At 69.3% G+C, this 19,451-nt stretch carries 17 protein-coding genes; 13 read left to right on the top strand and 4 right to left on the bottom strand.

The features are described from left to right. Positions 1–195: 195 nt before the first annotated feature. The 3 genes from ABD679_RS05265 to ABD679_RS05255 form a co-directional block, all read right to left on the bottom strand. Positions 196–1,401, bottom strand: a complete 1,206-nt coding sequence (locus ABD679_RS05265) for an acetyl-CoA C-acyltransferase (protein ID WP_344758909.1) — start codon at positions 1,399–1,401, stop codon at positions 196–198. Between the two features lie 111 nt (positions 1,402–1,512). Then, complete coding sequence (locus tag ABD679_RS05260; RefSeq protein ID WP_344758908.1) at positions 1,513–3,885, bottom strand: 3-hydroxyacyl-CoA dehydrogenase/enoyl-CoA hydratase family protein; 2,373 nt, start codon at positions 3,883–3,885, stop codon at positions 1,513–1,515. Positions 3,886–3,993: 108 nt separating this feature from the next. After that, on the bottom strand, positions 3,994–4,611 hold the full coding sequence (locus ABD679_RS05255) for a TetR/AcrR family transcriptional regulator (RefSeq protein ID WP_344758907.1): 618 nt from the start codon (positions 4,609–4,611) through the stop codon (positions 3,994–3,996). Between the two features lie 225 nt (positions 4,612–4,836). On the opposite strand from ABD679_RS05255, the gene ndk reads away from it, so the two are divergent. The 11 genes from ndk to ABD679_RS05200 all read left to right on the top strand — a co-directional run bounded on the left by ndk (position 4,837) and on the right by ABD679_RS05200 (position 16,482). Continuing rightward, positions 4,837–5,262, top strand: a complete 426-nt coding sequence (gene ndk, locus ABD679_RS05250; protein WP_344758906.1) for a nucleoside-diphosphate kinase — start codon at positions 4,837–4,839, stop codon at positions 5,260–5,262. 142 nt (positions 5,263–5,404) lie between these two features. Continuing rightward, the gene (rlmN, locus tag ABD679_RS05245) at positions 5,405–6,571 is read left to right on the top strand and encodes a dual-specificity RNA methyltransferase RlmN (protein ID WP_344758905.1); all 1,167 of its coding nucleotides are present in this window, start codon (positions 5,405–5,407) and stop codon (positions 6,569–6,571) included. Further along, complete coding sequence (pilW, locus tag ABD679_RS05240) at positions 6,558–7,376, top strand: type IV pilus biogenesis/stability protein PilW (protein ID WP_344758904.1); 819 nt, start codon at positions 6,558–6,560, stop codon at positions 7,374–7,376. Before rlmN ends, pilW begins: the two co-directional genes overlap by 14 nt. After that, positions 7,373–8,182, top strand: coding sequence for a helix-turn-helix domain-containing protein (locus ABD679_RS05235; RefSeq protein WP_344758903.1), 810 nt, complete (start codon positions 7,373–7,375; stop codon positions 8,180–8,182). Before pilW ends, ABD679_RS05235 begins: the two co-directional genes overlap by 4 nt. 163 nt (positions 8,183–8,345) lie before the next feature. After that, entirely contained in the window at positions 8,346–8,978 is a 633-nt protein-coding gene (locus ABD679_RS05230) for a YfgM family protein (RefSeq protein WP_344758902.1), read from the top strand. Then, positions 8,978–10,186 (top strand): outer membrane protein assembly factor BamB, encoded by a 1,209-nt coding sequence (bamB, locus tag ABD679_RS05225; RefSeq protein ID WP_344758901.1) that lies wholly within the window; start codon positions 8,978–8,980, stop codon positions 10,184–10,186. Before ABD679_RS05230 ends, bamB begins: the two co-directional genes overlap by 1 nt. Positions 10,187–10,350: 164 nt before the next feature. Beyond that, complete coding sequence (der, locus tag ABD679_RS05220; RefSeq protein WP_344758900.1) at positions 10,351–11,766, top strand: ribosome biogenesis GTPase Der; 1,416 nt, start codon at positions 10,351–10,353, stop codon at positions 11,764–11,766. A gap of 330 nt (positions 11,767–12,096) precedes the next feature. Beyond that, entirely contained in the window at positions 12,097–12,687 is a 591-nt protein-coding gene (gene mobA / locus ABD679_RS05215) for a molybdenum cofactor guanylyltransferase (protein ID WP_344758899.1), read from the top strand. A gap of 12 nt (positions 12,688–12,699) precedes the next feature. Beyond that, complete coding sequence (locus ABD679_RS05210; protein ID WP_344758898.1) at positions 12,700–13,920, top strand: molybdopterin molybdotransferase MoeA; 1,221 nt, start codon at positions 12,700–12,702, stop codon at positions 13,918–13,920. A 149-nt stretch (positions 13,921–14,069) separates the two neighbouring features. Beyond that, positions 14,070–15,209 (top strand): molybdopterin-synthase adenylyltransferase MoeB, encoded by a 1,140-nt coding sequence (gene moeB / locus ABD679_RS05205; RefSeq protein WP_344758897.1) that lies wholly within the window; start codon positions 14,070–14,072, stop codon positions 15,207–15,209. A gap of 136 nt (positions 15,210–15,345) precedes the next feature. Further along, positions 15,346–16,482 carry a DUF2272 domain-containing protein gene (locus ABD679_RS05200; RefSeq protein WP_344758896.1) on the top strand — a complete coding sequence of 379 codons (1,137 nt, stop codon included), beginning with the start codon at positions 15,346–15,348 and terminating at the stop codon, positions 16,480–16,482. Positions 16,483–16,535: 53 nt separating this feature from the next. On the opposite strand, the gene ABD679_RS05195 is transcribed toward ABD679_RS05200, so the two are convergent. After that, positions 16,536–16,850 (bottom strand): DUF1244 domain-containing protein, encoded by a 315-nt coding sequence (locus tag ABD679_RS05195; RefSeq protein ID WP_344758895.1) that lies wholly within the window; start codon positions 16,848–16,850, stop codon positions 16,536–16,538. 65 nt (positions 16,851–16,915) lie between these two features. On the opposite strand from ABD679_RS05195, the gene folD reads away from it, so the two are divergent. Beyond that, positions 16,916–17,809 (top strand): bifunctional methylenetetrahydrofolate dehydrogenase/methenyltetrahydrofolate cyclohydrolase FolD, encoded by an 894-nt coding sequence (folD, locus tag ABD679_RS05190; RefSeq protein ID WP_344758894.1) that lies wholly within the window; start codon positions 16,916–16,918, stop codon positions 17,807–17,809. Positions 17,810–17,971: 162 nt separating this feature from the next. Next, positions 17,972–19,429, top strand: a complete 1,458-nt coding sequence (guaB, locus tag ABD679_RS05185; protein ID WP_344758893.1) for an IMP dehydrogenase — start codon at positions 17,972–17,974, stop codon at positions 19,427–19,429. The last annotated feature ends 22 nt before the right edge of the window (positions 19,430–19,451 follow it).

The following is a 19,451-nucleotide window of genomic DNA, read 5'->3' as shown; positions in this document are numbered from 1 at the left end:
CCTTTCCCGAAGGGGAAGGAATGGAGCATGGTCGCGAAAAGCCGCGACCACGATTTCTTCCGCCCATCCTTGCCTGTCCGGCCCGGCGCAGCGCGCCGGGCGTTCGCGCAGCCCGCGCGTCAATGCCGCGCAAGCGGGCCGTCTCCACCCCTTGAAAGGGAAGGAACTTCGTGCAGGCGCTTTGCGCCTGCGGTTTCACAAGGCCTCGAAGATGCCGGCGGCGCCCATGCCGGTGCCGATGCACATCGTCACCATGCCGTACTTCTGCTGGTGGCGACGCAGGCCGTGGACGATGGTGGCCGTGCGCACCGCGCCGGTCGCGCCGAGCGGGTGGCCGAGGGCGATCGCGCCGCCGAGCGGATTGACCTTGTCCGGGTCGAGCTTGCAGTCGTGGATCACTGCCAGCGACTGCGCGGCGAAGGCTTCGTTGAGCTCGATCCAGTCCAGCTGGTCCTGGGTCAGGCCGGCCTGCTTGAGCGCCTTCGGGATCGCGGCGATCGGCCCGATGCCCATCACCTCCGGGCGCACACCGGCGACCGAGAACGAGACGAAGCGCGCCAGCGGGGTCAATCCGTAGTCCTTGATCGCCTGCTCAGAGGCCAGCAGCACCGCGCCGGCGCCGTCGCTCATCTGCGAGGAGTTGCCGGCGGTGACCGTGCCGCCGAACTGGCCGTTGCGGAACACCGTGCGCAGCTTCGCCAGCCCTTCGGCGGAGGTGTCCGGGCGCGGACCCTCGTCGTTCTCCACCATCAGTTTCTTCAGACGGATGGTGTTGCCGCCCAGGTCCGGCTGGTGCGAGACGACCTCGTATGGCGAGATCTCGTCGCGGAACTCGCCGCCCTTGATCGCCGCCAGCGCCTTCTGGTGGGAGGCCAGCGCGAACGCGTCCTGGTCCTCGCGCGAAACCTTCCATTCCTCGGCCACCTTCTCTGCGGTGATGCCCATGCCGTAGGCGATGGCGACATGGTCGTCCTTGAACACGTTCGGCGACAGCGCGACCTTGTTGCCCATCATCGGCACCATCGACATCGATTCGGTGCCGCCGGCCAGCACCAGGTCGCTGTTGCCGAGCCGGATCTGGTCGGCCGCCAGCGCCACGGCCTGCAGGCCGGAGGAGCAGAACCGGTTGATGGTCTGGGCCGCGACCGTGTCCGGCAGACCGGCCAGCAGCACGCCGATGCGCGCCACGTTCATGCCTTGCTCGCCCTCGGGCATCGCGCAGCCGATGATCGCGTCCTCGATGCGGCTGACGTCGATGCCCGGCGCCTGCGCGATCACGGCCTTGAGCACGTGGGCGAGCATGTCGTCGGGACGGGTATTGCGGAACACGCCCTTGGGCGCCTTGCCCACCGGGGTGCGGGTGGCGGCGACGATGTAGGCGTCCTGGATTTGACGGGTCATAAAGGTTCTCTCTGGAATTCAAAGGCTGCAGCGTTCGTGGGGCGGCTTCAACCGCGAGCACTGGGGTCGAGGTGGGAAACGATCGCAGCCGGAGCCGCTCCCACAAGCGCCCTAGTTTCTCAGCGGCTTGCCGGTCTTGAGCATGTGCGCGATGCGGGCCTGGGTTTTTTCCTGCTGCGCGAGTTCGACGAAGTGCTTGCGCTCCAGGCGCAGCAGCCATTCCTCGTCAACCACCGAGCCGCGATCGACTTCGCCGCCGCACAGCACGGTGGCGATGCGTGTGGCGATCTCGTCGTCGTATTCGCTGATGAAGCGGCCTTCCAGCATATTGACCAGCAGCATGCGGAAGGTGGCAATGCCGACGTCGCCGGCGACGCGGATGCGGCGCGCTGGCAGGGGCGGACGGTAGCCGCTTTCGGCCAGTGCGCGCGCCTGCTGCTTGGCGACGTAGAGCAGTTCGTGAGCGTGGAAGACCACCTTGTCCTGTTCGCGCAGCAGGCCGAGTTCCTTCGCCTCCACCGCCGAGGTCGACACCTTGGCCATCGCCACGGTTTCGAACACCTTTTTCAGTTCGGCGAACACGTCGCCGTTCGGCCCGGCGGCCTGCGACGCTCGCACGGCCAGTTCCTTCAGTCCGCCGCCGGCGGGCAGCAGGCCGACGCCGGCCTCCACCAGGCCGAGGTAGCTTTCCAGGTGCGCCACCGTGCGCGCGCTGTGCATCTGGAACTCGCAGCCCCCACCCAGCGCCAGGCCGCGCAACGCGGCAACCACCGGCACCAGCGAATACTTGATCCGCTGGCTGGTGGCCTGGAAGTTGGCGACCATCGCCTCGAACGCGTCCACCTTGCCCGCCTGCAGCAGCCCCAGCGCACCGGCCAGGTCCGCGCCGGCCGAGAACGGTTCCTTCGGCTGCCAGATCACCATGCCGGCGAAGTCGCGCTCGGCACGCGCAACGGCCTCCTGCAGGCCATCGAGCACCTGGTCGGACACCGTGTGCATCTTGGTCTTGAACGAGGCCACGGCGATGTCGTCGCCGTCGGTCCACAGGCGGATGCCGTCGTTCTCGAACACCGTCTCGCCCTGCGGGAACGATTCGCCCAGCAGCGGGTCGGGGAAGCGCTGGCGCTTGTAGACGGGCAGGGTGGAGCGGGGCAGCCTGGCGTTCTTGCCGGGGCTGTAGCTGCCCTCGGCCGAATGCACGCCGTCGCGGCCGTCGAACACCCAGTCCGGCAACGGCGCGTCGCTCATCGCCTTGCCGGCGACGATGTCGTCGGCAATCCACTGCGCCACCTGCTTCCAGCCGGCGGCCTGCCAGGTCTCGAACGGCCCCAGCGACCAGCCATAGCCCCAGCGGATCGCAAAATCGACGTCGCGCGCGGTCTGGGCGATGTCGGCCAGGTGGTACGCCGCATAGTGGAACAGGTCGCGGAACACGCCCCACAGGAACTTCGCCTGCGGGTGTTCGCTGGCGCGCAGCGCGGCGAACTTGGCCACCGGATCCTTCGTTTTCAGGATCTCGACGACTTCATCGGCGGCCTTGCGATCCGCCGGCCGGTAATCCTGCTTCTTCAGGTCGAGGACGAGGATGTCCTTGCCGACCTTGCGGAAGATGCCCGCACCGGTCTTCTGGCCCAGCGCGCCCTTCTCGATCAGCGCGCCCAGCCATTTCGGTGACTTGAAATACTTGTGCCACGGGTCGTCGGGCAGGGTATCGGCCATGGTTTTGATGACGTGCGCCATGGTGTCCAGGCCGACCACGTCCGAGGTGCGGTAGGTCGCCGACTTCGGGCGCCCGACCAGCGGGCCGGTCAACGCGTCGACCTCGTCGAAGCCCAGGCCGCTCTCGGCGGTGTGGTGGATGGTCGACAGGATCGAGAACACGCCGATCCGGTTGCCGATGAAGTTGGGCGTGTCGCGGGCGTAGACCACGCCCTTGCCGAGCGTGGTGGTGAGGAAGGTCTCCAGCCCTTCCAGCACCGCCTTGTCGGTGCCCTTGGCCGGGATCAGCTCGGCCAAGTGCATGTAGCGCGGCGGGTTGAAGAAGTGCACGCCGCAGAAGCGATGGCGCAGCTTCTCCGGAAGCACCTCGGCCAGCTTGTTGATGCCCAGGCCCGAGGTGTTGCTGGCCAGCACGGCGTGATCGGCCACGAACGGGGCGATCTTTTCGTAGAGGTCCTGCTTCCAGTCCATGCGCTCGGCGATGGCCTCGATGACCAGGTCGCAGTCCTTGAGCTTCTGCAGGCCGACCTCGTAGTTGGCCGGCACGATGGCCGCGGCCAGCGATTTCGACGCCAGCGGCGCGGGGCTGAGCTTGCCCAGGTTGCCGATCGCCTTGAGGACGACGCCGTTCGGGTCGCCCTCCTTGGCGGGGAGATCGAACAGGACGGTATCGACGCCGGCATTGGTCAGGTGCGCGGCGATCTGCGCGCCCATGACGCCGGCGCCAAGCACCGCGGCCCGACGTACAAGCAGTTTCTCAGACATTTAATCTATCTCCTTGAAAATAAAATAATTATTGCCACAGATCACTGTGGTCGACACGGATCAAAAAGCGGGCGTTTGTGCCCTGGTCCGTGTCATCCGTGGCCAAAGTCAGCTCTTGAAGCCTGCGGCGGCGAACCGGATCAGCTCCTGGGCCGCCTTCGTCCGGTGCGTGGCATCACTGACGCCGGTCGGTCGCTTGATCAGGCCGAAATCGGCCATCGCGTAGGTCAGCGCGCCAGCCAGGAAATCCAGGCGCCAGTACAGCTGTTCCTTGCTCAGTCCGGGCACGCAGGCCGCCATCGCGCGGGCGAAATCGCGCAGCACGTGGCCGTAGCGCTCGGACAGGAACTTGCGCAGGCCGTCGTTCTTCTCGGCATAGGCGCGGGCGATGACGCGGATGAAGGCGCCGCCGCCATTGCGGTCCTGTGCCAGCGCCAGCGCGGGCTCGACGAATGCGGCCAGGATCGGCTCGAGTTCGCCAGGAGAGGCCTCCTGCGCCTGCCGCAGCCGTTCCAGGCGCTGCGCACTCATGTCGTCCATGCGCCTGCGGAACACCTCGGTGACCAGATTGTCCTTGCTGCCGAAGTGGTAGTTGACCGCGGCGATGTTGACGTCGGCGCGGGTGGTGACCTGGCGCAGCGAGGTGCCGCTGAAGCCGTGCTGCGCGAACAGCTCCTCGGCCGCGCCGAGGATGCGGTCCTTGGTCGAGAACTGGGTGTTGGCCATCGCTTTCCCGGGAAAGAAATCAAACGCTTGTTTGATCGTAGTCGCGGGTCGCTGCCGGCGTCAAACGACGCCCCTGCCGGGCAACGAAAATGGATGCGCCGCGCCCGAGCCGGGTGCTAGAATCGCCCGTAGCCAAGTCGGCTAAACCCGCGTCCACACGCGGGTTTTTCCATGTTACCCTCTGGGCCGCACTGTCCTGCGGCCCGCCTGACCGGAGAAAATCCCATGGCGCTGGAGCGCACCCTTTCGATCATCAAGCCCGACGCCGTCGCCAAGAACGTCATCGGCGAAATCTATTCGCGCTTTGAAAAGGCCGGCCTGAAGGTCGCCGCTGCGAAGATGAAGCACCTCTCGCGCAAGGAAGCCGAAGGCTTCTATGCCGTGCACCGCGAGCGCCCGTTCTTCAATGCGCTGGTCGAGTTCATGATCAGCGGCCCGGTGATGATCCAGGTACTCGAAGGCGACAATGCGATCGCGAAGAACCGCGAGCTGATGGGCGCGACCAATCCGAAGGAAGCCGACGCCGGCACCATCCGCGCCGACTTCGCCGACTCGATCGATGCCAACGCCGTGCATGGTTCGGACGCGCCGGAAACGGCTGCCGTCGAGATCGCGTATTTCTTCCCGTCGACGGACGTGTACGCGCGTTGATTTTCTTGCCACGGATCACACGGATGAGCACGGACAAGGCGAAAGACAGAATGGGTCGGGACGCGGTGCGCCCTGGCGTTCCGTTCCTTATCCGTGCCATCCGCGTTGATCCGCGGCAAAAGCTTTTCGCCTTTGGAATGAAGTGACCGAAGTCGCCACCAAGCAGAATCTCCTGAACCTCGATCGCGCGGGGCTGGAGCAGTTTTTCGCCGACACGCTCGGCGAGAAACGCTATCGCGCGCACCAGGTGATGAAGTGGATCCACCATCGCCACGTCACCGACTTCAATGAAATGACCGACCTGGGCAAGGCGCTGCGCGCCAAGCTCGAAGAACACGCCGAAGTGCGCGTGCCGCAGGTGCAGTTCGAAAAGCCCTCCACCGACGGCACCCACAAGTGGCTGCTCGGAATGGACGGCAAGAACGCCATCGAGGCGGTGTTCATCCCCGACAAGGGACGCGGCACGCTGTGCGTGTCGTCGCAGGTGGGCTGCGCGCTCAACTGCCAGTTCTGCTCCACCGCCACCCAGGGCTTCAACCGCAACCTGTCCACGGCCGAGATCATCGGCCAGGTATGGGTTGCCGCGCGCCACCTGGGCAACGTGCCGCACAAGATGCGCAAGCTCACCAACGTGGTGATGATGGGCATGGGCGAGCCGCTGATGAATTTCGACAACGTCGTGCGCGCGATGAGCATCATGCGCGACGACCTCGGTTACGGGCTGGCCAACAAGCGGGTGACGCTGTCGACCGCCGGCGTGGTGCCGATGATCGACCGGCTCGGCGCGGAGAGCGACGTGTCGCTGGCGGTTTCGCTGCACGCGCCCGACGATGAACTGCGCAGCCGGCTGGTGCCGCTCAACCGCAAGTACCCGATCGAACAGCTGATGGATGCCTGCGTGCGCTACGCGTTGCGCAAGAAGGGCGAGTCGGTGACATTCGAGTACACGCTCATGAAGGACGTCAACGATCAGCCCGAGCACGCGCGCGGACTGCTGCGGCTGATGCGCGATTTCGACCGCCGCGTGCAGATGAAGGACGCGGCCAAGGTCAATCTGATCCCGTTCAACCCGTTCCCGGGCACGCGTTTCGAGCGGCCGGACGAGGAGGCCATCCGCGGCTTCCAGAAACTGCTCAACAAGGCGGGCATGATCGCACCGGTGCGGCGCACGCGCGGCGACGACATCGACGCCGCCTGCGGCCAGCTCAAGGGCCAGGTCGCCGACCGCACGCGGCGTCAGGCCGAGCACAACAAGCGGCTGCAGGCGCAGTCCGCCGCGGCGGCGGGAGGCATCGATGCGGCCGTCTAGCGCGATCGCCTGCGGCCTGGCGCTGGCGCTGCTGGCGGGCGGCTGCTCGCGCCTGACCTTCATCAAGCCGAGCATGGGCAGCGGCGACTATGAACGCACCGCGCCGACCTACGAGCTGCGCGACAGCCCGGAGGTCAAGCAGCGCGCCAACGTGCGCGGCCACCTGGCACTGGCTACCAACGCGCTGCAGAAGGGCCTGCTGGATGAGGCGGAGAAGGAGGCGAGGGCTGCGCTGAAGATCGACGGCAAGTCCGCGGACGCCAATACCCTGCTCGCCGTGGTCGAGGACCAGCGCGGCAACCGCGAGCAGGCCGGCGGCTACTACGCACGGGCGGCGGAACTCGCGCCGGAGCAGGGCACCGCGCTCAACAATTACGGGGCCTGGCTGTGCGGCAACGGGCGTGCGGCCGAGTCGCTGCCCTGGTTCGACAAGGCGCTGGCCGACCCGATGTACCGGCAGCGCGCTTCCGCGCTGGCCAACAGCGGCTCCTGCGCACTGAAGGCGGGCCAGACCGCCCGCGTCGAGGACCGGCTGCGCCAGGCGCTGGCGCTGGATCCGGTCGACGCGACGGCGCTGGAGGCGATGGCCGAATACCAGTACCGGTCCGGGCGTTACATGGATGCCCGCGCGTTCTCGGAGCGCCGCCTTGGCGCTGCACCGGCGACGCGGAGCGTGCTTCTACTTGCGTCACAGATCGAAGATAAACTTGGCGACAGGGCAGCCGCCGCTCGTTATGTTCAGCGTTTGCGGACGGAATTCCCGCAGACGGGGACGGTTCAATCCGGGGAAAGCAGTCAACCATGACACCGCCCAACCAAAATCCGGCCGATCGCGGTTGCGGGGAGCGCCTGCGCGCTGCCCGTGAAGCCGCTGGATTGAGCGTGTCGGAAGTCGCGTCGCAGCTGAAGATGCCCATGCGAATCGTCGAGGCGCTCGAAGCCGAGGACTGGGCGCGTATCGGCGCACCAGTGTTCGTACGCGGACAGCTGCGCAGCTATTCGCGCCTGCTCGGCCTGCCGGTGGAGCCGGTGCAGATCGCCTCGGGCGTCGCCCCGATCGAGCCGACGCGGCTGGTGTCGCGCACGCGCACGCCGTGGACGCAGCGCGTCGCCGACCAGGTCGGCGGCCGGCTGGTCTATGTCGTCATCACGGCGCTGATCATCCTGCCGGTCTGGGTCGCGACGCAGTCGCACATGTCCGGCATCCAGGACCCGGGCGCGCCGCTGGACCTGCCGGTGGATGGTCTCGTCGCCGACGGCGCCAGCCCGCAGCCGGCATCCGCCAACGAACCCTCGACCGTGGTCGCTTCGATGGCGTCGCTGCCGCAGCGCCACGCCGCGCCGGCACCGGCCCTGTCGCTGCGCCTGAGCGGCGACAGCTGGGTGCAGGTCACCGCGCCCGACGGCAGCAGCGTCGAGGAGTCGCTGCTCCGCGCCGGTGACACCCGAAGCTACGCGGCAGATGAAGTCGGGCGGGTCGTCCTCGGCAACGCTTCCGCCGTCGAGGTCCGCAGCGGCGGCCAGACCCGCGATCTGGAACCGTACCTGCGCGCGAACGTGGCGCGCTTTACGGTATCCTCTGACGGTTCCCTCGCGCCGGTCCAGCACTGACCCGCGAGCGGGTCCGGCGGGTTCCCGGCTCCGGCAACGGCACGTGAATCCGTTCAGGGCCGGCCGGCTCCGCGTCCGGCCGCTCTGGTACTGTCGGCCCGCCGCGGCCACCCCATTCCACGCACGCCCCGCTTGCCGCGGGCCGGAGTAAGACAGCTTTCCCATGGCAATCGACGACCTGCTGGACGAACACGAACAAAGCGAACGCGTACTGGCCTGGCTGCGCAGCAACGGTGCCGGCCTGATCGGCGGTGTCATCGTCGGCCTCGCGCTGATCCTTGGCTGGCAGTGGTGGCGCAGCCACCAGGCCACGCAAGGCATGCAGGCCGGCGACGACTACCAGGCCATGCTGCGGACGCTCGAGGCCAGGGACGTCAAGAAGGCGCAATCGCAGGCTGCCGCGCTGGCCGATACCCCGTACGCGCCGCTGGCTGCGCTCGACCTCGCCAAGGCACAGCTCGACGATGGCCAGCGCGATGCGGCCATCGCCACGCTGCGCGCGGCCAAGTCGTCCAACGCCGCCCTAGACCGCATCCTGCACCAGCGCCTGGCGCGGCTGCTGATCGATGCCGGCAAGGCCGACGAGGCACTCAAGGTGATCGGCGACGCCGACGATGCGGCCAGCCTCGAAGTCCGCGGCGATGCCCAGGTGGCGCTCGGCCAGCGCGACGAGGCACGCAAGTCCTATACCGAGGTCCTGGCCCAGCTCGACGTCGCCTCGCCGGCGCGCCGGCTTGTCGAACTGAAGCTCACCGATGTCGGTGGCTCGCCCGCAGAACCAGAGGCGCAGAGCTGATGAACCACGCAAACACGATCCCGGCGCGCGCGCGCCCGTCAGGCCTGGTCCTGCGCCTGGCCGTCGGCCTGACCTGCGTGGCCATGCTTGCCGGCTGCAGCACCATCAAGGGCTGGTTCAGCGGCAAGAACAAGGACAGGAGCGCCGAGCCGTCCGAGCTCACCGAATTCGCTCCGTCCGCCAAAGTCGCCAAGCTCTGGTCGGCCAACGCCGGCAAGGGTGAGGGTCTGCTTGGCGCCCGACAGGCGCCGGCCATCGCCGACGGCCGCGTCTACGCGGCGGCGGTGAAAGGTGGCGTCCGTGCCTTCGACCTGCAAAGCGGGGCCAAGGTCTGGACCTACGACTCCGACCTCTCGCTGTCCGGTGGCCCCGGCGCCGCTGACGGCGTGGTGGCGGTCGGCAGCTTGGAGGGCGACGTGATCGCGCTCGACGCGGCCACCGGCGCGGAAAAGTGGCGCGCGAAGGTCGTCAATGAGGTCATCGCCGCACCCGCCGTAGGGCAGGGCCTGGTGATCGTGCATTCCAACGACGGCCGCGTGACTGCGTTCGATGCCGCCAGCGGCGAACGCCGCTGGTTCTGGAACCACGAGATGCCGCTGCTGACCGTGCGCGGTAACGACGCGCCCTCGCTGGGACCGGGCTATGCCTTCGTCGGCAACGACGATGGCACCGTCACCGCGCTGTCGCTGGCCGATGGCCGCGAGCTGTGGACGCAGGTGATCGGGCAACCCGACGGCCGCACCGAACTCGAGCGCATGGCCGACGTCGACGGCACCCCGGTGCTCGACGGCGCGATCCTCTATGCCAGCAGCTTCAAGCGCCAGACCCTGGCGATCGAGGCCCCGAGCGGCCGCCCGATCTGGGCCCGCGACAGCGGTGGCCTGGGACGCGTCGGTGTCGCTTCCGACCGCGTCGTGGTGACCGATCCCGACGGCATCGTCTGGGCGCTGGACAAGGCCAGCGGCAGTGCGCTCTGGTCGCAGCCGGCGATGACGCGACGGAGCCTGACCGCACCCGCGGTGCAGGGCGACTACGCGGTCGTCGGCGACTACGACGGCTACCTGCACTGGCTGAAGCTCGACACCGGCGAACTGGCCGCGCGCACCCGCGCGTCGCGGGACGCCCTGCGCGCCACGCCGGTCGTCGTCGACGGCATCCTCGTGGTGCAGGACACCGACGGCGACATCAGCGCCTACCAGGTGCAGTGACGCCCCGGACGCCGGCGAGCGATCGCCGGCTCCGCGCATCCCGCCGGCAGCGGCGCGGATGACGGCCCTGGAAGCCGGTGGATGGCGGGTGCCCCGCCGCGGTGGCACAGTTGCTGCATCCCGGTCGTCCACGGCCGGACCCTGACTCCCGAACCGGTTTCCCCATGCTCCCCCTCGTCGCCCTGGTTGGCCGCCCCAACGTCGGAAAATCGACGCTGTTCAATGCCTTGACGCGCACCCGTGACGCACTGGTGCACGACGAGCCGGGCGTGACCCGCGACCGCAACTACGGGATCTGCCGCCTCGCCGAGGACCGGCCGTTCGTGCTGGTCGACACCGGCGGCATCGCCGGCGAGAACACCCACCTCGAAAGCGGCAACCTCGCCGGCGCCACCGCGCGCCAGGCCCGCGCCGGTGCGGAGGAAGCCGACCTGGTGCTGTTCGTGGTCGATGGCCGCGAAGGGCCTTCGGCGCTGGACGACGACCTCCTGCGCTGGCTGCGCAAGGCCGGCACGCCGACGTTCCTGGTGGTCAACAAGATCGACGGCATCGACGCGCGGGCGGCGCTGGCCGAGTTTTCGCGCTACGGCTTCAGCGACGTGTTCGCGGTCTCGTCCGCGCACCGCCAGGGCATCGATCCGCTGCTGGAGAAAGTACTCGGGCGGCTGCCCGCCGATGGCGACGCGGCAGTGCCGGACGACGATCCGGAACGCGTGCGCGTGGCCTTCGTCGGCCGCCCCAACGTGGGCAAGTCGACCCTGGTCAACCGCATTCTCGGCGAGGAGCGGATGATCGCCTCCGACGTCGCCGGCACCACCCGCGACTCGATCGCCGTCGACCTCGAGCGCGACGGCCGCAAGTACCGGCTGGTGGACACTGCCGGCATCCGCCGCAAGTCGAAGGTGGAGGAGGCAGTTGAAACCTTCTCGATCATCAAGACCCTGCAGGCGATCGAGCAGTGCCAGGTCGCGGTGGTGATGATCGACGCCAGCGAAGGCGTCACCGACCAGGACGCCAGCGTGCTGGGCGCGGTGCTCGACGCCGGCCGCGCGCTGGTCGTGGCGGTCAACAAGTGGGACGGACTCAGCGACTACCAGCGCAGCCAGGTCGAGGCGCTGCTGTCGCGCAAGCTGGCCTTCGTCGAATGGGCCGAGGCGGTACGTATCAGCGCCAGGCACGGCTCGGGCCTGCGCGAACTGTTCCGCGCCATCCACCGCGCGCATGCGTCGGCGATGCACCAGTTCGGCACCGCCGAAGTCACCCGCGCGCTCGAAATCGCCTACGAAGCCAACCCGCCGCCGGTCGTACGCGGCCACGCCGCCAAGCTGCGCTTCGCCCATCCCGGCGGCGAGAACCCGCCGACCTTCGTCGTCCACGGTACCCGCCTGCGTACGCTGTCCGACAGCTACCGGCGCTACCTGGAGAACTTCTTCCGCAAGCGCTTCAAGCTGGTCGGTACGCCGGTGCGGTTTGTGTTCAAGGAAGGCGACAACCCGTACAAGGACCGCAAGAACGTGCTCACCGACCGTCAGGTCGCGCGGAAGAAGCGCCTGATCCGGCACGTCAAGCGCAACAAGTGACCTCGCGTCGCAGGCGCGGGATCGCCCCCTCGCAGGCGGGGATCCAGTTGGACGAGCGAAGCGCTGTACGCAATCGTCTCGCGTGAGTTGGCATCCAGGCACCAAGCCATCCCGTGCTCCGCTTGGCTTGCCGTCGCGTCATCCCCGCGCAGGCGGCGGACCCGGTGGCTTCGTTGAAAAACAGCCCGTGATCGTCCCTGCGCAACGTGGAATCCAGCCACCAGGATGTCCCGCATCCCGGCACGACCTTGCGGATTCCCGGACCCCAATCGAACAGCTCGCGGCTCCCGCCGCTCCTGCAGGAGATTGGCAACGGCCTATCCTGTAACGATGACCGCATCCCCGCAGACCGCTACCCGCACCGCAACCACCCTCGGCATCCTCGCCGGGGGGCGCGCGACGCGCCTGGCCGGGCGCGACAAGGCCTGGATGGAGCGCGGCGGCCGCCCGCTGGTACTGGCGCTGGCCGCGCGGCTGGCGCCGGAAGTCGACGCCACCCTCGTCAGCGCCAATCGGGATGCCGACCGCTACCTTGAGCAGGGACTGCACCCCGTCCCCGACCGCAGGCCCGACGCCGGCCCGCTGGGTGGACTCGACGCGCTGGCCGCCACCTGCGCGACGCCGTGGCTGCTGACGGTTCCCGTCGACGTGGTCAACGTCAACGACTGCCTGCTCCGCAGCCTGCGCGCGGCCGGCGGGCATGGTGCGTGGGCCGAGGACGACGATGGCCCGCAGCCGCTGGTCGCGCTGTGGCCGGTGGAAGCGCTGCGCACCGGGGCAGCGGCGGCGCTGGCATCGGGCGACTTCGCCGTGCACGCCCTGCAGGCGCGGCTGGGCATGGTGCCGGTGCGTTTCGCCGGCCTGCGCTTCGGCAACCTCAACACGCCCGCCGACCTGGCGGCAGCCGGCATCGGACCCTGACCCGGAGAACGCATGTCCCGTACCCGCATTTCCTTCGCCGAGGCGCGCGCGATCATCGACCGCGTCGCGGACGCGCGCCGCCTGCCCGCCGAACGCGTCGCGCTGGCGCGTGCGCACGGCCACGTGCTGGCAGCCGACATCGTTGCGGCGATCGCGCAGCCGCCGTTCGACAACTCCGCCATGGACGGTTTCGCGCTGCGCCACGCGGACCTGCAGACCGACGGGGATACAACGCTGCGCCTGATCGGCGAACAGTTCGCCGGGCGCGCCGTCGCCCTGGAGGTGGGGCCCGGCGAGTGCGCGCGCATTACCACGGGCGCACCGCTGCCGGCAGGCACGGACACGGTTGTGATGAAGGAAAACACGCGCGTCGAAGGCGACCACGTGTCTGTCCTCGAAGCGCCGTCCCCCCATCAGCACGTGCGCCGCGCCGGCGAGGACACCCGCGCCGGCGAGCGCATCCTGCACGCCGGCGACGTGCTGACGCCCGCGCGCATCGCACTGGCCGCATCGCAGGGCTTGGCCGAGCTGGAAGTCGCGCGGCGACCGACGGTGACGGTCTTCACCACCGGCGACGAACTGGTCGAGCCGGGCCTGCCGCTCGAGCCGGGCCAGATCTACAACTCCAACCGCGAGCAGCTGATGGGCCTGCTGCGCGCCGACGGGCTGGAGCCGGTCGCTTGGCCGACGCTGCCCGACGATCCGGCGCAGGTCGAATCTGCGCTGCGCCACGCCGGGCACGCGTTCGACGTGGTGCTGACCTGCGGTGCGGTGTCGGCGGGCGAGAAGGACCACATCCCGGCGTTGCTGCAGGCGCAGGGCGACGTGCAATTCTGGAAGGTGCGGATGAAGCCGGGCATGCCGGTGCTGTTCGCGGCCGGCGGCAAGCTGGGCGACGCGCTGTTCCTGTGCCTGCCCGGCAACCCGGTGTCGGTGCTCGCGACCTGGCTCGCGCTGGGCCGTCCGCTGCTGGACCGGCTGCAGGGCAGGGCGGCCGCGCGGCCGCACTGGCGCGCGCGACTTGTCCGGCCGTGGCGCAAGACGAACGAACGGCTGGAGTTCCTGCGCGGCCGGCTGCAGTCGAGCGATGACGGCAGCCTGGAGGTGGAACCGAACCCCGCCGACGGCTCGCACCGCATGCGCGCAGCGGCCGATTCCGACGCGCTGATCGTGCTGGCCGAAGGCGCACGTGAATACCCGGCCGGTACGGTGGTGGACGTGCTGCCGTACTAGCCGCCGCCCCGCCTGGCAGGAGCGACGGAGGCCGCGACCGGGATGTCCGCCGGAAAGCGGTCGCGACTTCCGTCGCTCCTGCGCACACCTGATTCCGGTGATATCGAACGCGGCGGCTTTCGTGCCGCTTTCCGCGCCATAATCGCGCCATGGGCATACAGGAAATCACCCCGCGCGAAGCGCACCAGCGACAGTCGCAGGGTGCCGTGCTCGTCGATGTCCGCGAGGACCACGAGCGCGCGCTAGGCATGGCGGAAGGCGCGCGCGGGATCGCCCGCGCGGAACTCGAGGAGGATCCGGGCTTCCACTTCGCCGACCGCGACGTGGAGCTGGTCCTGATCTGCCAGAGCGGCGGCCGCTCGATGCTCGCCGCGGAGACGCTGGAGCGCCTGGGCTATGCCCACGTGGCCTCGGTGCGCGGCGGGACCAGCCGCTGGATCGCCGAGGGCCTGCCGCTGACCCAGCCCGACGCCGATGTCGACCACGACTTCCACGACCGCTACTCGCGCCACCTGCTGCTGCCGGAGATCGGCCTGCGCGGGCAGCGGCGGCTGGAGCTGGCGCGGGTGCTGATGATCGGTGCCGGCGGCCTCGGTTCGCCGGCCGCGTTCTACCTGGCGGCCGCAGGCGTGGGCCACCTGCGCATCGCCGACGACGACGTGGTCGAGCGCAGCAACCTGCAGCGCCAGATCCTGCACACCGACAGCGACATCGGCATGCCCAAGGTCGATTCCGCCGAGACCCGGCTGTCGGCGCTCAACCCGCGCACCCAAGTCGAGGCGGTCGCCGAGCGCGTTACCTCGGCCAACGTCGAGCGCTTGCTGGAAGACGTCGACGTGGTGCTCGACGGCGCCGACAACTTTCCCGTGCGCTACCTGCTCAACGACGCCTGTGTGAAGCTCGGCAAGCCGCTGGTGTACGGCGCGGTGCACCGGTTCACGGGCCAGGTGAGCGTGTTCGACGCCGGCCGCCAGCGCGGCGTGGCGCCGTGCTACCGATGCCTGTTCCCCGAGCCGCCACCGCCGGAGGCCGCGCCCAACTGCAGCGAGGCCGGCGTACTCGGCGTGCTGCCCGGCGTGGTCGGCATGCTGCAGGCGACCGAGGTGCTCAAGCTGCTGCTGCACGTGGGCGAGCCGCTCACCGGGCGGCTGCTGAACTTCGATGCCCTGTCGATGCGTTTCCGCGAGACCCGGCTGCCGCCGGATCCGGACTGCCCGCTGTGCGCGCGGGGGCGGGCGTTTCCGGGGTATATCGATTACGCGGCTTTTTGCAGCGGGGCCGGGAGCTAGGGGCTGGCGCAGTGGAAGTCTTTCGCGTTCGCGTCCTTGAAGGGGGCGGTCGTGGTGGCGTGAACGATGGGGGCGATGGACTGGATTACGCTGCCTGCTGGTTCGCAGGATGCCCCACACGATGACGCTGGTCCGGATGACGAAACTCCTTTCCGCCTGTGCACTGTGGATCGTGCTGGCCCTGCCGGCACCGGCCGCTGCCGCGGATCCCTGCCCGCTGCTGCGCGCGCAGGTGGACGCGCGGGACGTGTCGACGCGCATCGCCGCGGCGGCCTGCGAGGAGCACCAGCTGTGGTACCGGCCCTACATCGACCGTGACGGCCATTACGCAGGATCGAAGGTCCGCGAAGCGGAAAGCGGCCTGCTCGCAAACGGGCAGCCGGCCTGGCTGCGCGTGGTCGACTACTGGCGCGGCAGCGCGTTGCTCGGAAGCGCGGCCGGACGGCCGGGGGCCAGCGACTGCGCGTATGCCGGGTCGAGTGGATACGCGTCGCCTTCGTGCCGCATGTTCGTGGTCGACACGCCCTGGTCGGCGGCCTTCGTGTCGTGGGTGATGCGGCGGGCGCGGGTGCCGGGCTTCCACGGTTCGGCCAGCCACGTCAGCTACGTACGCGACGCCTATCGCGATGCGTCCGACAACGCCTACCAGGTCGCCAATCCGGAGTCCGCCCGGCCCCAGCCGGGCGACCTGCTGTGCTTTGTGCGCAGCGAGCGTGTCTACGGCTTCGGCGGCCTTGCCGGTTTGTTGAGTGCCAACGACGGCGGGCTGGCCATGCATTGCGACATCGTGGTCGCAGCCAATCCCGGCAATGACCGCACCGCCTACATGATCGGCGGCAACGTGCTGGACGGCGTCACCATGCGGCTGCTGCCGCTGACGGCGGGTGGCCAGTTCGCCGGCCTGCCGATGCGTGCGCCGGGCGCGCCCGACTGTTCGCCGGACGCGCCTTCGGCCTGCGATGCCAACCGGCAGGACTGGGCCGTGCTGCTGCAACTGCGGCCGGAGGCGCAGCTCGCACGGCTGCCGGCGCCGCCGATGCTGGTGCCGTCCGGGAGCGCGCAGCCGCCGCAGGTGTCGCCCCAGTGCTGCGTGAACTGCGTGGTGGGGTCGGGGATCCCACGCTGTCCGGCCGGGACGCCCGCGCCGCTGCGACCCGCTCCTGCGCCACCCGCGCGGCCGTCGACGGCGCCGGCATCCCCGGAATGCTGCGTGAACTGCGTGGTCGGCTCGAGCGTGCCGCGCTGCCCGGCGGGGACACCGCCCACCCGGTAGGCGCAGCGCAAGCCGTACCCCGCCTGGACCGCCGGTCGCGGCTTCCGTCGCTCCTACTGGGCGGGCCGTTGCGCGGCCTTGAACGCTGCCAGCTGCTCCGGCGTCGCCTCGCGCTGGTGCTTCGCCTTCCACTGCGCGAACGGCTCGCCGTAGATCGCCTCGCGCGCCTGTTCCCTGGTCAGTTCGATCCCGCGCCCGGCGGCGGCTTCCCGGTACCAGTCGGCCAGACAGTTGCGGCAGAAGCCGGCGCCGATCATCAGGTCGATGTTTTGCACGTCCGGCCGCTCGTCCACCAGGTGCTTGAGCAGGCGCCGGAACGCCGCGGCCTCGATGGCGGTGGTGTCGGCGGGCATGTCGTGGTCGTTCATGGCGTTCGCGTCGGAGCGGGGGAATCGGGGACAATAGCGTTTTCGCCGCAGCCAGGCAGCCGCGCATGACCGGACCGACCACCGCCCGCATCCTCGACGGCAAGGGTATTGCCGAGGATCTGCTCGACTCGCTCAAGGTGCAGGTCGATGCCCGGGTGGCGGCGGGGCGATCGCCCCCGGGGCTGGCGGTGGTGCTGGTGGGCGATGATCCGGCCTCGCACGCCTACGTGCGCAACAAGCGCCGGGCGGCACAGAAGGTGGGCATCCGCGCCTTCGACCACGACTTTCCCGACGGCGCCAGCGAGGCCGAACTGCTGGCGCTGATCGACCGGCTCAACGCAGATCCCGAGGTCCACGGCATCCTCGTGCAGCTGCCGCTGCCCGGGATCCCGGACGCGACCCGCCTGATCCACCGCATCGACCCGCGCAAGGATGTCGACGGCTTCCATCCCGAAAACGTCGGCCACCTGGCGCTGCGCCAGTTCGGCCTGCGCCCGTGCACGCCGCGCGGGATCACCACGCTGCTGGCGTACACCGACAGGCCGGTGCGGGGGCAGAGCGCGACCATCGTGGGCGTGTCCAACCACGTTGGCCGGCCGATGGCGCTGGAGCTGCTGATCGCCGGCTGCACCACCACCTGCTGCCACAGGTTCACCCCGCCCGACGTGCTGCGCCGTCACGTGGGCGAGGCCGACATCCTCGTGGTCGCCGTCGGTCGCCCGGGCCTGATCCCGGGCGACTGGGTGAAGCCGGGCGCGGTGGTGATCGACGTGGGCATCAACCGGCTCGAAGACGGACGGCTGGTCGGCGACATCGGCTTCGACGCGGCGGTCAAGCGGGCCAGCTGGATCACCCCTGTACCGGGCGGGGTAGGGCCGATGACCGTGGCCACCCTGATGCAGAACACGCTGGAGGCGGCCGAAGCCGCGGACGCGGGCTGCCCATCCGGCACCCCGTAGCAGCGGCGGAAGCCGCGGGCTTTTCCGCCATGTGCGGGGTTCGGCGGCAGGTCGCGGCTGACGCCGCGCCTACGACGGAACGTTCCAGTTCCGTGGGGTCCGCCCCTCCGGATCGCCCGCCATTCGCGATACAATGCCGTGCTTCACCCCACCGGCACTCCCATGCTGCGCATCCAGGCTGAAGCACTCACCTACGACGACGTTTCGCTCGTCCCCGCCCACTCGACAGTCCTGCCCAAGGACGTCTCCCTCGCCACCCGGTTCACCCGCGACCTGCGCCTGAACCTGCCGATCGTTTCCGCCGCGATGGACACGGTCACCGAAGCGCGGCTGGCCATCACCATGGCCCAGCTCGGCGGCATCGGCATCGTCCACAAGAACATGTCCGCCGAACGCCAGGCGGACGAGGTCGCGCGGGTCAAGAATTTCGAGGCCGGCGTCATCCGCGAGCCGTTCACCGTCGGCCCGCAGACCACCATCGGCGAGGTGCTCAAGCTCACCCGTGCGCGCAACATCTCGGGCGTGCCGGTGGTCGACGGTGGCCAGCTGGTCGGCATCGTCACCGGGCGCGACATGCGCTTCGAAAGCAAGCTCGACGATCCGGTGCGCAACGTGATGACCCGCAAGGAGCGCCTGGTCACCGTGCGCGAGGGCGCAAGCGAAGAGGAAGTGCTGCAGCTGCTGCACAAGCACCGGATCGAGAAGGTGCTGGTGGTCAACGACGGCTTCGAGCTGCGCGGCCTGATCACCGTCAAGGACATCCAGAAGGCGCACGACAACCCCAACGCCGCCAAGGACGCCTCGGAGAGCCTGCTCGTCGGCGCCGCGGTCGGCGTCGGCGGCGACACCGAGAAGCGTATCGAACTGCTCGCCGCGGCCGGCGTGGACGTGATCATCGTCGACACCGCGCACGGCCATTCGCAGGGCGTGCTCGATCGCGTGGCCTGGGCCAAGAAGCACTACCCGAAGCTGCAGGTGGTCGGCGGCAACATCGTCACCGGCGACGCCGCGCTGGCGCTGATGGATGCCGGTGCGGACGCGGTCAAGGTCGGCGTCGGCCCCGGTTCGATCTGCACCACGCGCGTGGTCGCGGGCGTGGGCGTGCCGCAAGTGACCGCGGTCGACATGGTCGCCGAAGCGCTGCAGGACCGCATCCCGCTGATCGCCGACGGCGGTATCCGCTATTCGGGCGACATCGGCAAGGCGCTGGTGGCCGGCGCGTCGACGGTGATGATCGGCGGCCTGTTCGCCGGCACCGAGGAAACCCCCGGCGAAACCGAGCTCTACCAGGGCCGCAGCTACAAGAGCTACCGCGGCATGGGTTCGCTGGCGGCGATGGAGAAGGGGTCCAAGGACCGTTATTTCCAGGACAGCAGCGACGCCGACAAGCTGGTGCCCGAAGGCATCGAGGGCCGGGTCCCGTACCGCGGCCCGCTGAGCGCCGTGGTGCACCAGCTCGCCGGTGGCCTGCGCTCGACCATGGGCTACGTCGGCTGCGCGACCATCGAGGAAATGCGCACGCAGCCGAAGTTCGTGAAGATCACCGGCGCCGGCCAGCGCGAGAGCCACGTGCACGACGTGCAGATCACCAAGGAACCGCCGAACTACCGGGCCGGCTGACGCCGGCCCGCGGGATTCGGGA

It is taken from the genome of Luteimonas lutimaris, assembly GCF_039537065.1.
Taxonomy (GTDB): Bacteria; Pseudomonadota; Gammaproteobacteria; order Xanthomonadales; family Xanthomonadaceae; genus Luteimonas; species Luteimonas lutimaris.
This window is presented reverse-complemented; position numbering and strand designations above follow the sequence as displayed.

Coding starts and splice junctions, on each gene's coding strand:
- ABD679_RS05265 (WP_344758909.1), bottom strand. CDS start 1,401: ATGACCCGTCAAATCCAGGACGCCTACATCGTCGCCGCCACCCGCACC.
- ABD679_RS05260 (WP_344758908.1), bottom strand. CDS start 3,885: ATGTCTGAGAAACTGCTTGTACGTCGGGCCGCGGTGCTTGGCGCCGGC.
- ABD679_RS05255 (WP_344758907.1), bottom strand. CDS start 4,611: ATGGCCAACACCCAGTTCTCGACCAAGGACCGCATCCTCGGCGCGGCC.
- ndk (WP_344758906.1), top strand. CDS start 4,837: ATGGCGCTGGAGCGCACCCTTTCGATCATCAAGCCCGACGCCGTCGCC.
- pilW (WP_344758904.1), top strand. CDS start 6,558: ATGCGGCCGTCTAGCGCGATCGCCTGCGGCCTGGCGCTGGCGCTGCTG.
- ABD679_RS05235 (WP_344758903.1), top strand. CDS start 7,373: ATGACACCGCCCAACCAAAATCCGGCCGATCGCGGTTGCGGGGAGCGC.
- ABD679_RS05230 (WP_344758902.1), top strand. CDS start 8,346: ATGGCAATCGACGACCTGCTGGACGAACACGAACAAAGCGAACGCGTA.
- bamB (WP_344758901.1), top strand. CDS start 8,978: ATGAACCACGCAAACACGATCCCGGCGCGCGCGCGCCCGTCAGGCCTG.
- der (WP_344758900.1), top strand. CDS start 10,351: ATGCTCCCCCTCGTCGCCCTGGTTGGCCGCCCCAACGTCGGAAAATCG.
- mobA (WP_344758899.1), top strand. CDS start 12,097: ATGACCGCATCCCCGCAGACCGCTACCCGCACCGCAACCACCCTCGGC.
- ABD679_RS05210 (WP_344758898.1), top strand. CDS start 12,700: ATGTCCCGTACCCGCATTTCCTTCGCCGAGGCGCGCGCGATCATCGAC.
- moeB (WP_344758897.1), top strand. CDS start 14,070: ATGGGCATACAGGAAATCACCCCGCGCGAAGCGCACCAGCGACAGTCG.
- ABD679_RS05200 (WP_344758896.1), top strand. CDS start 15,346: ATGACGAAACTCCTTTCCGCCTGTGCACTGTGGATCGTGCTGGCCCTG.
- ABD679_RS05195 (WP_344758895.1), bottom strand. CDS start 16,850: ATGAACGACCACGACATGCCCGCCGACACCACCGCCATCGAGGCCGCG.
- folD (WP_344758894.1), top strand. CDS start 16,916: ATGACCGGACCGACCACCGCCCGCATCCTCGACGGCAAGGGTATTGCC.
- guaB (WP_344758893.1), top strand. CDS start 17,972: ATGCTGCGCATCCAGGCTGAAGCACTCACCTACGACGACGTTTCGCTC.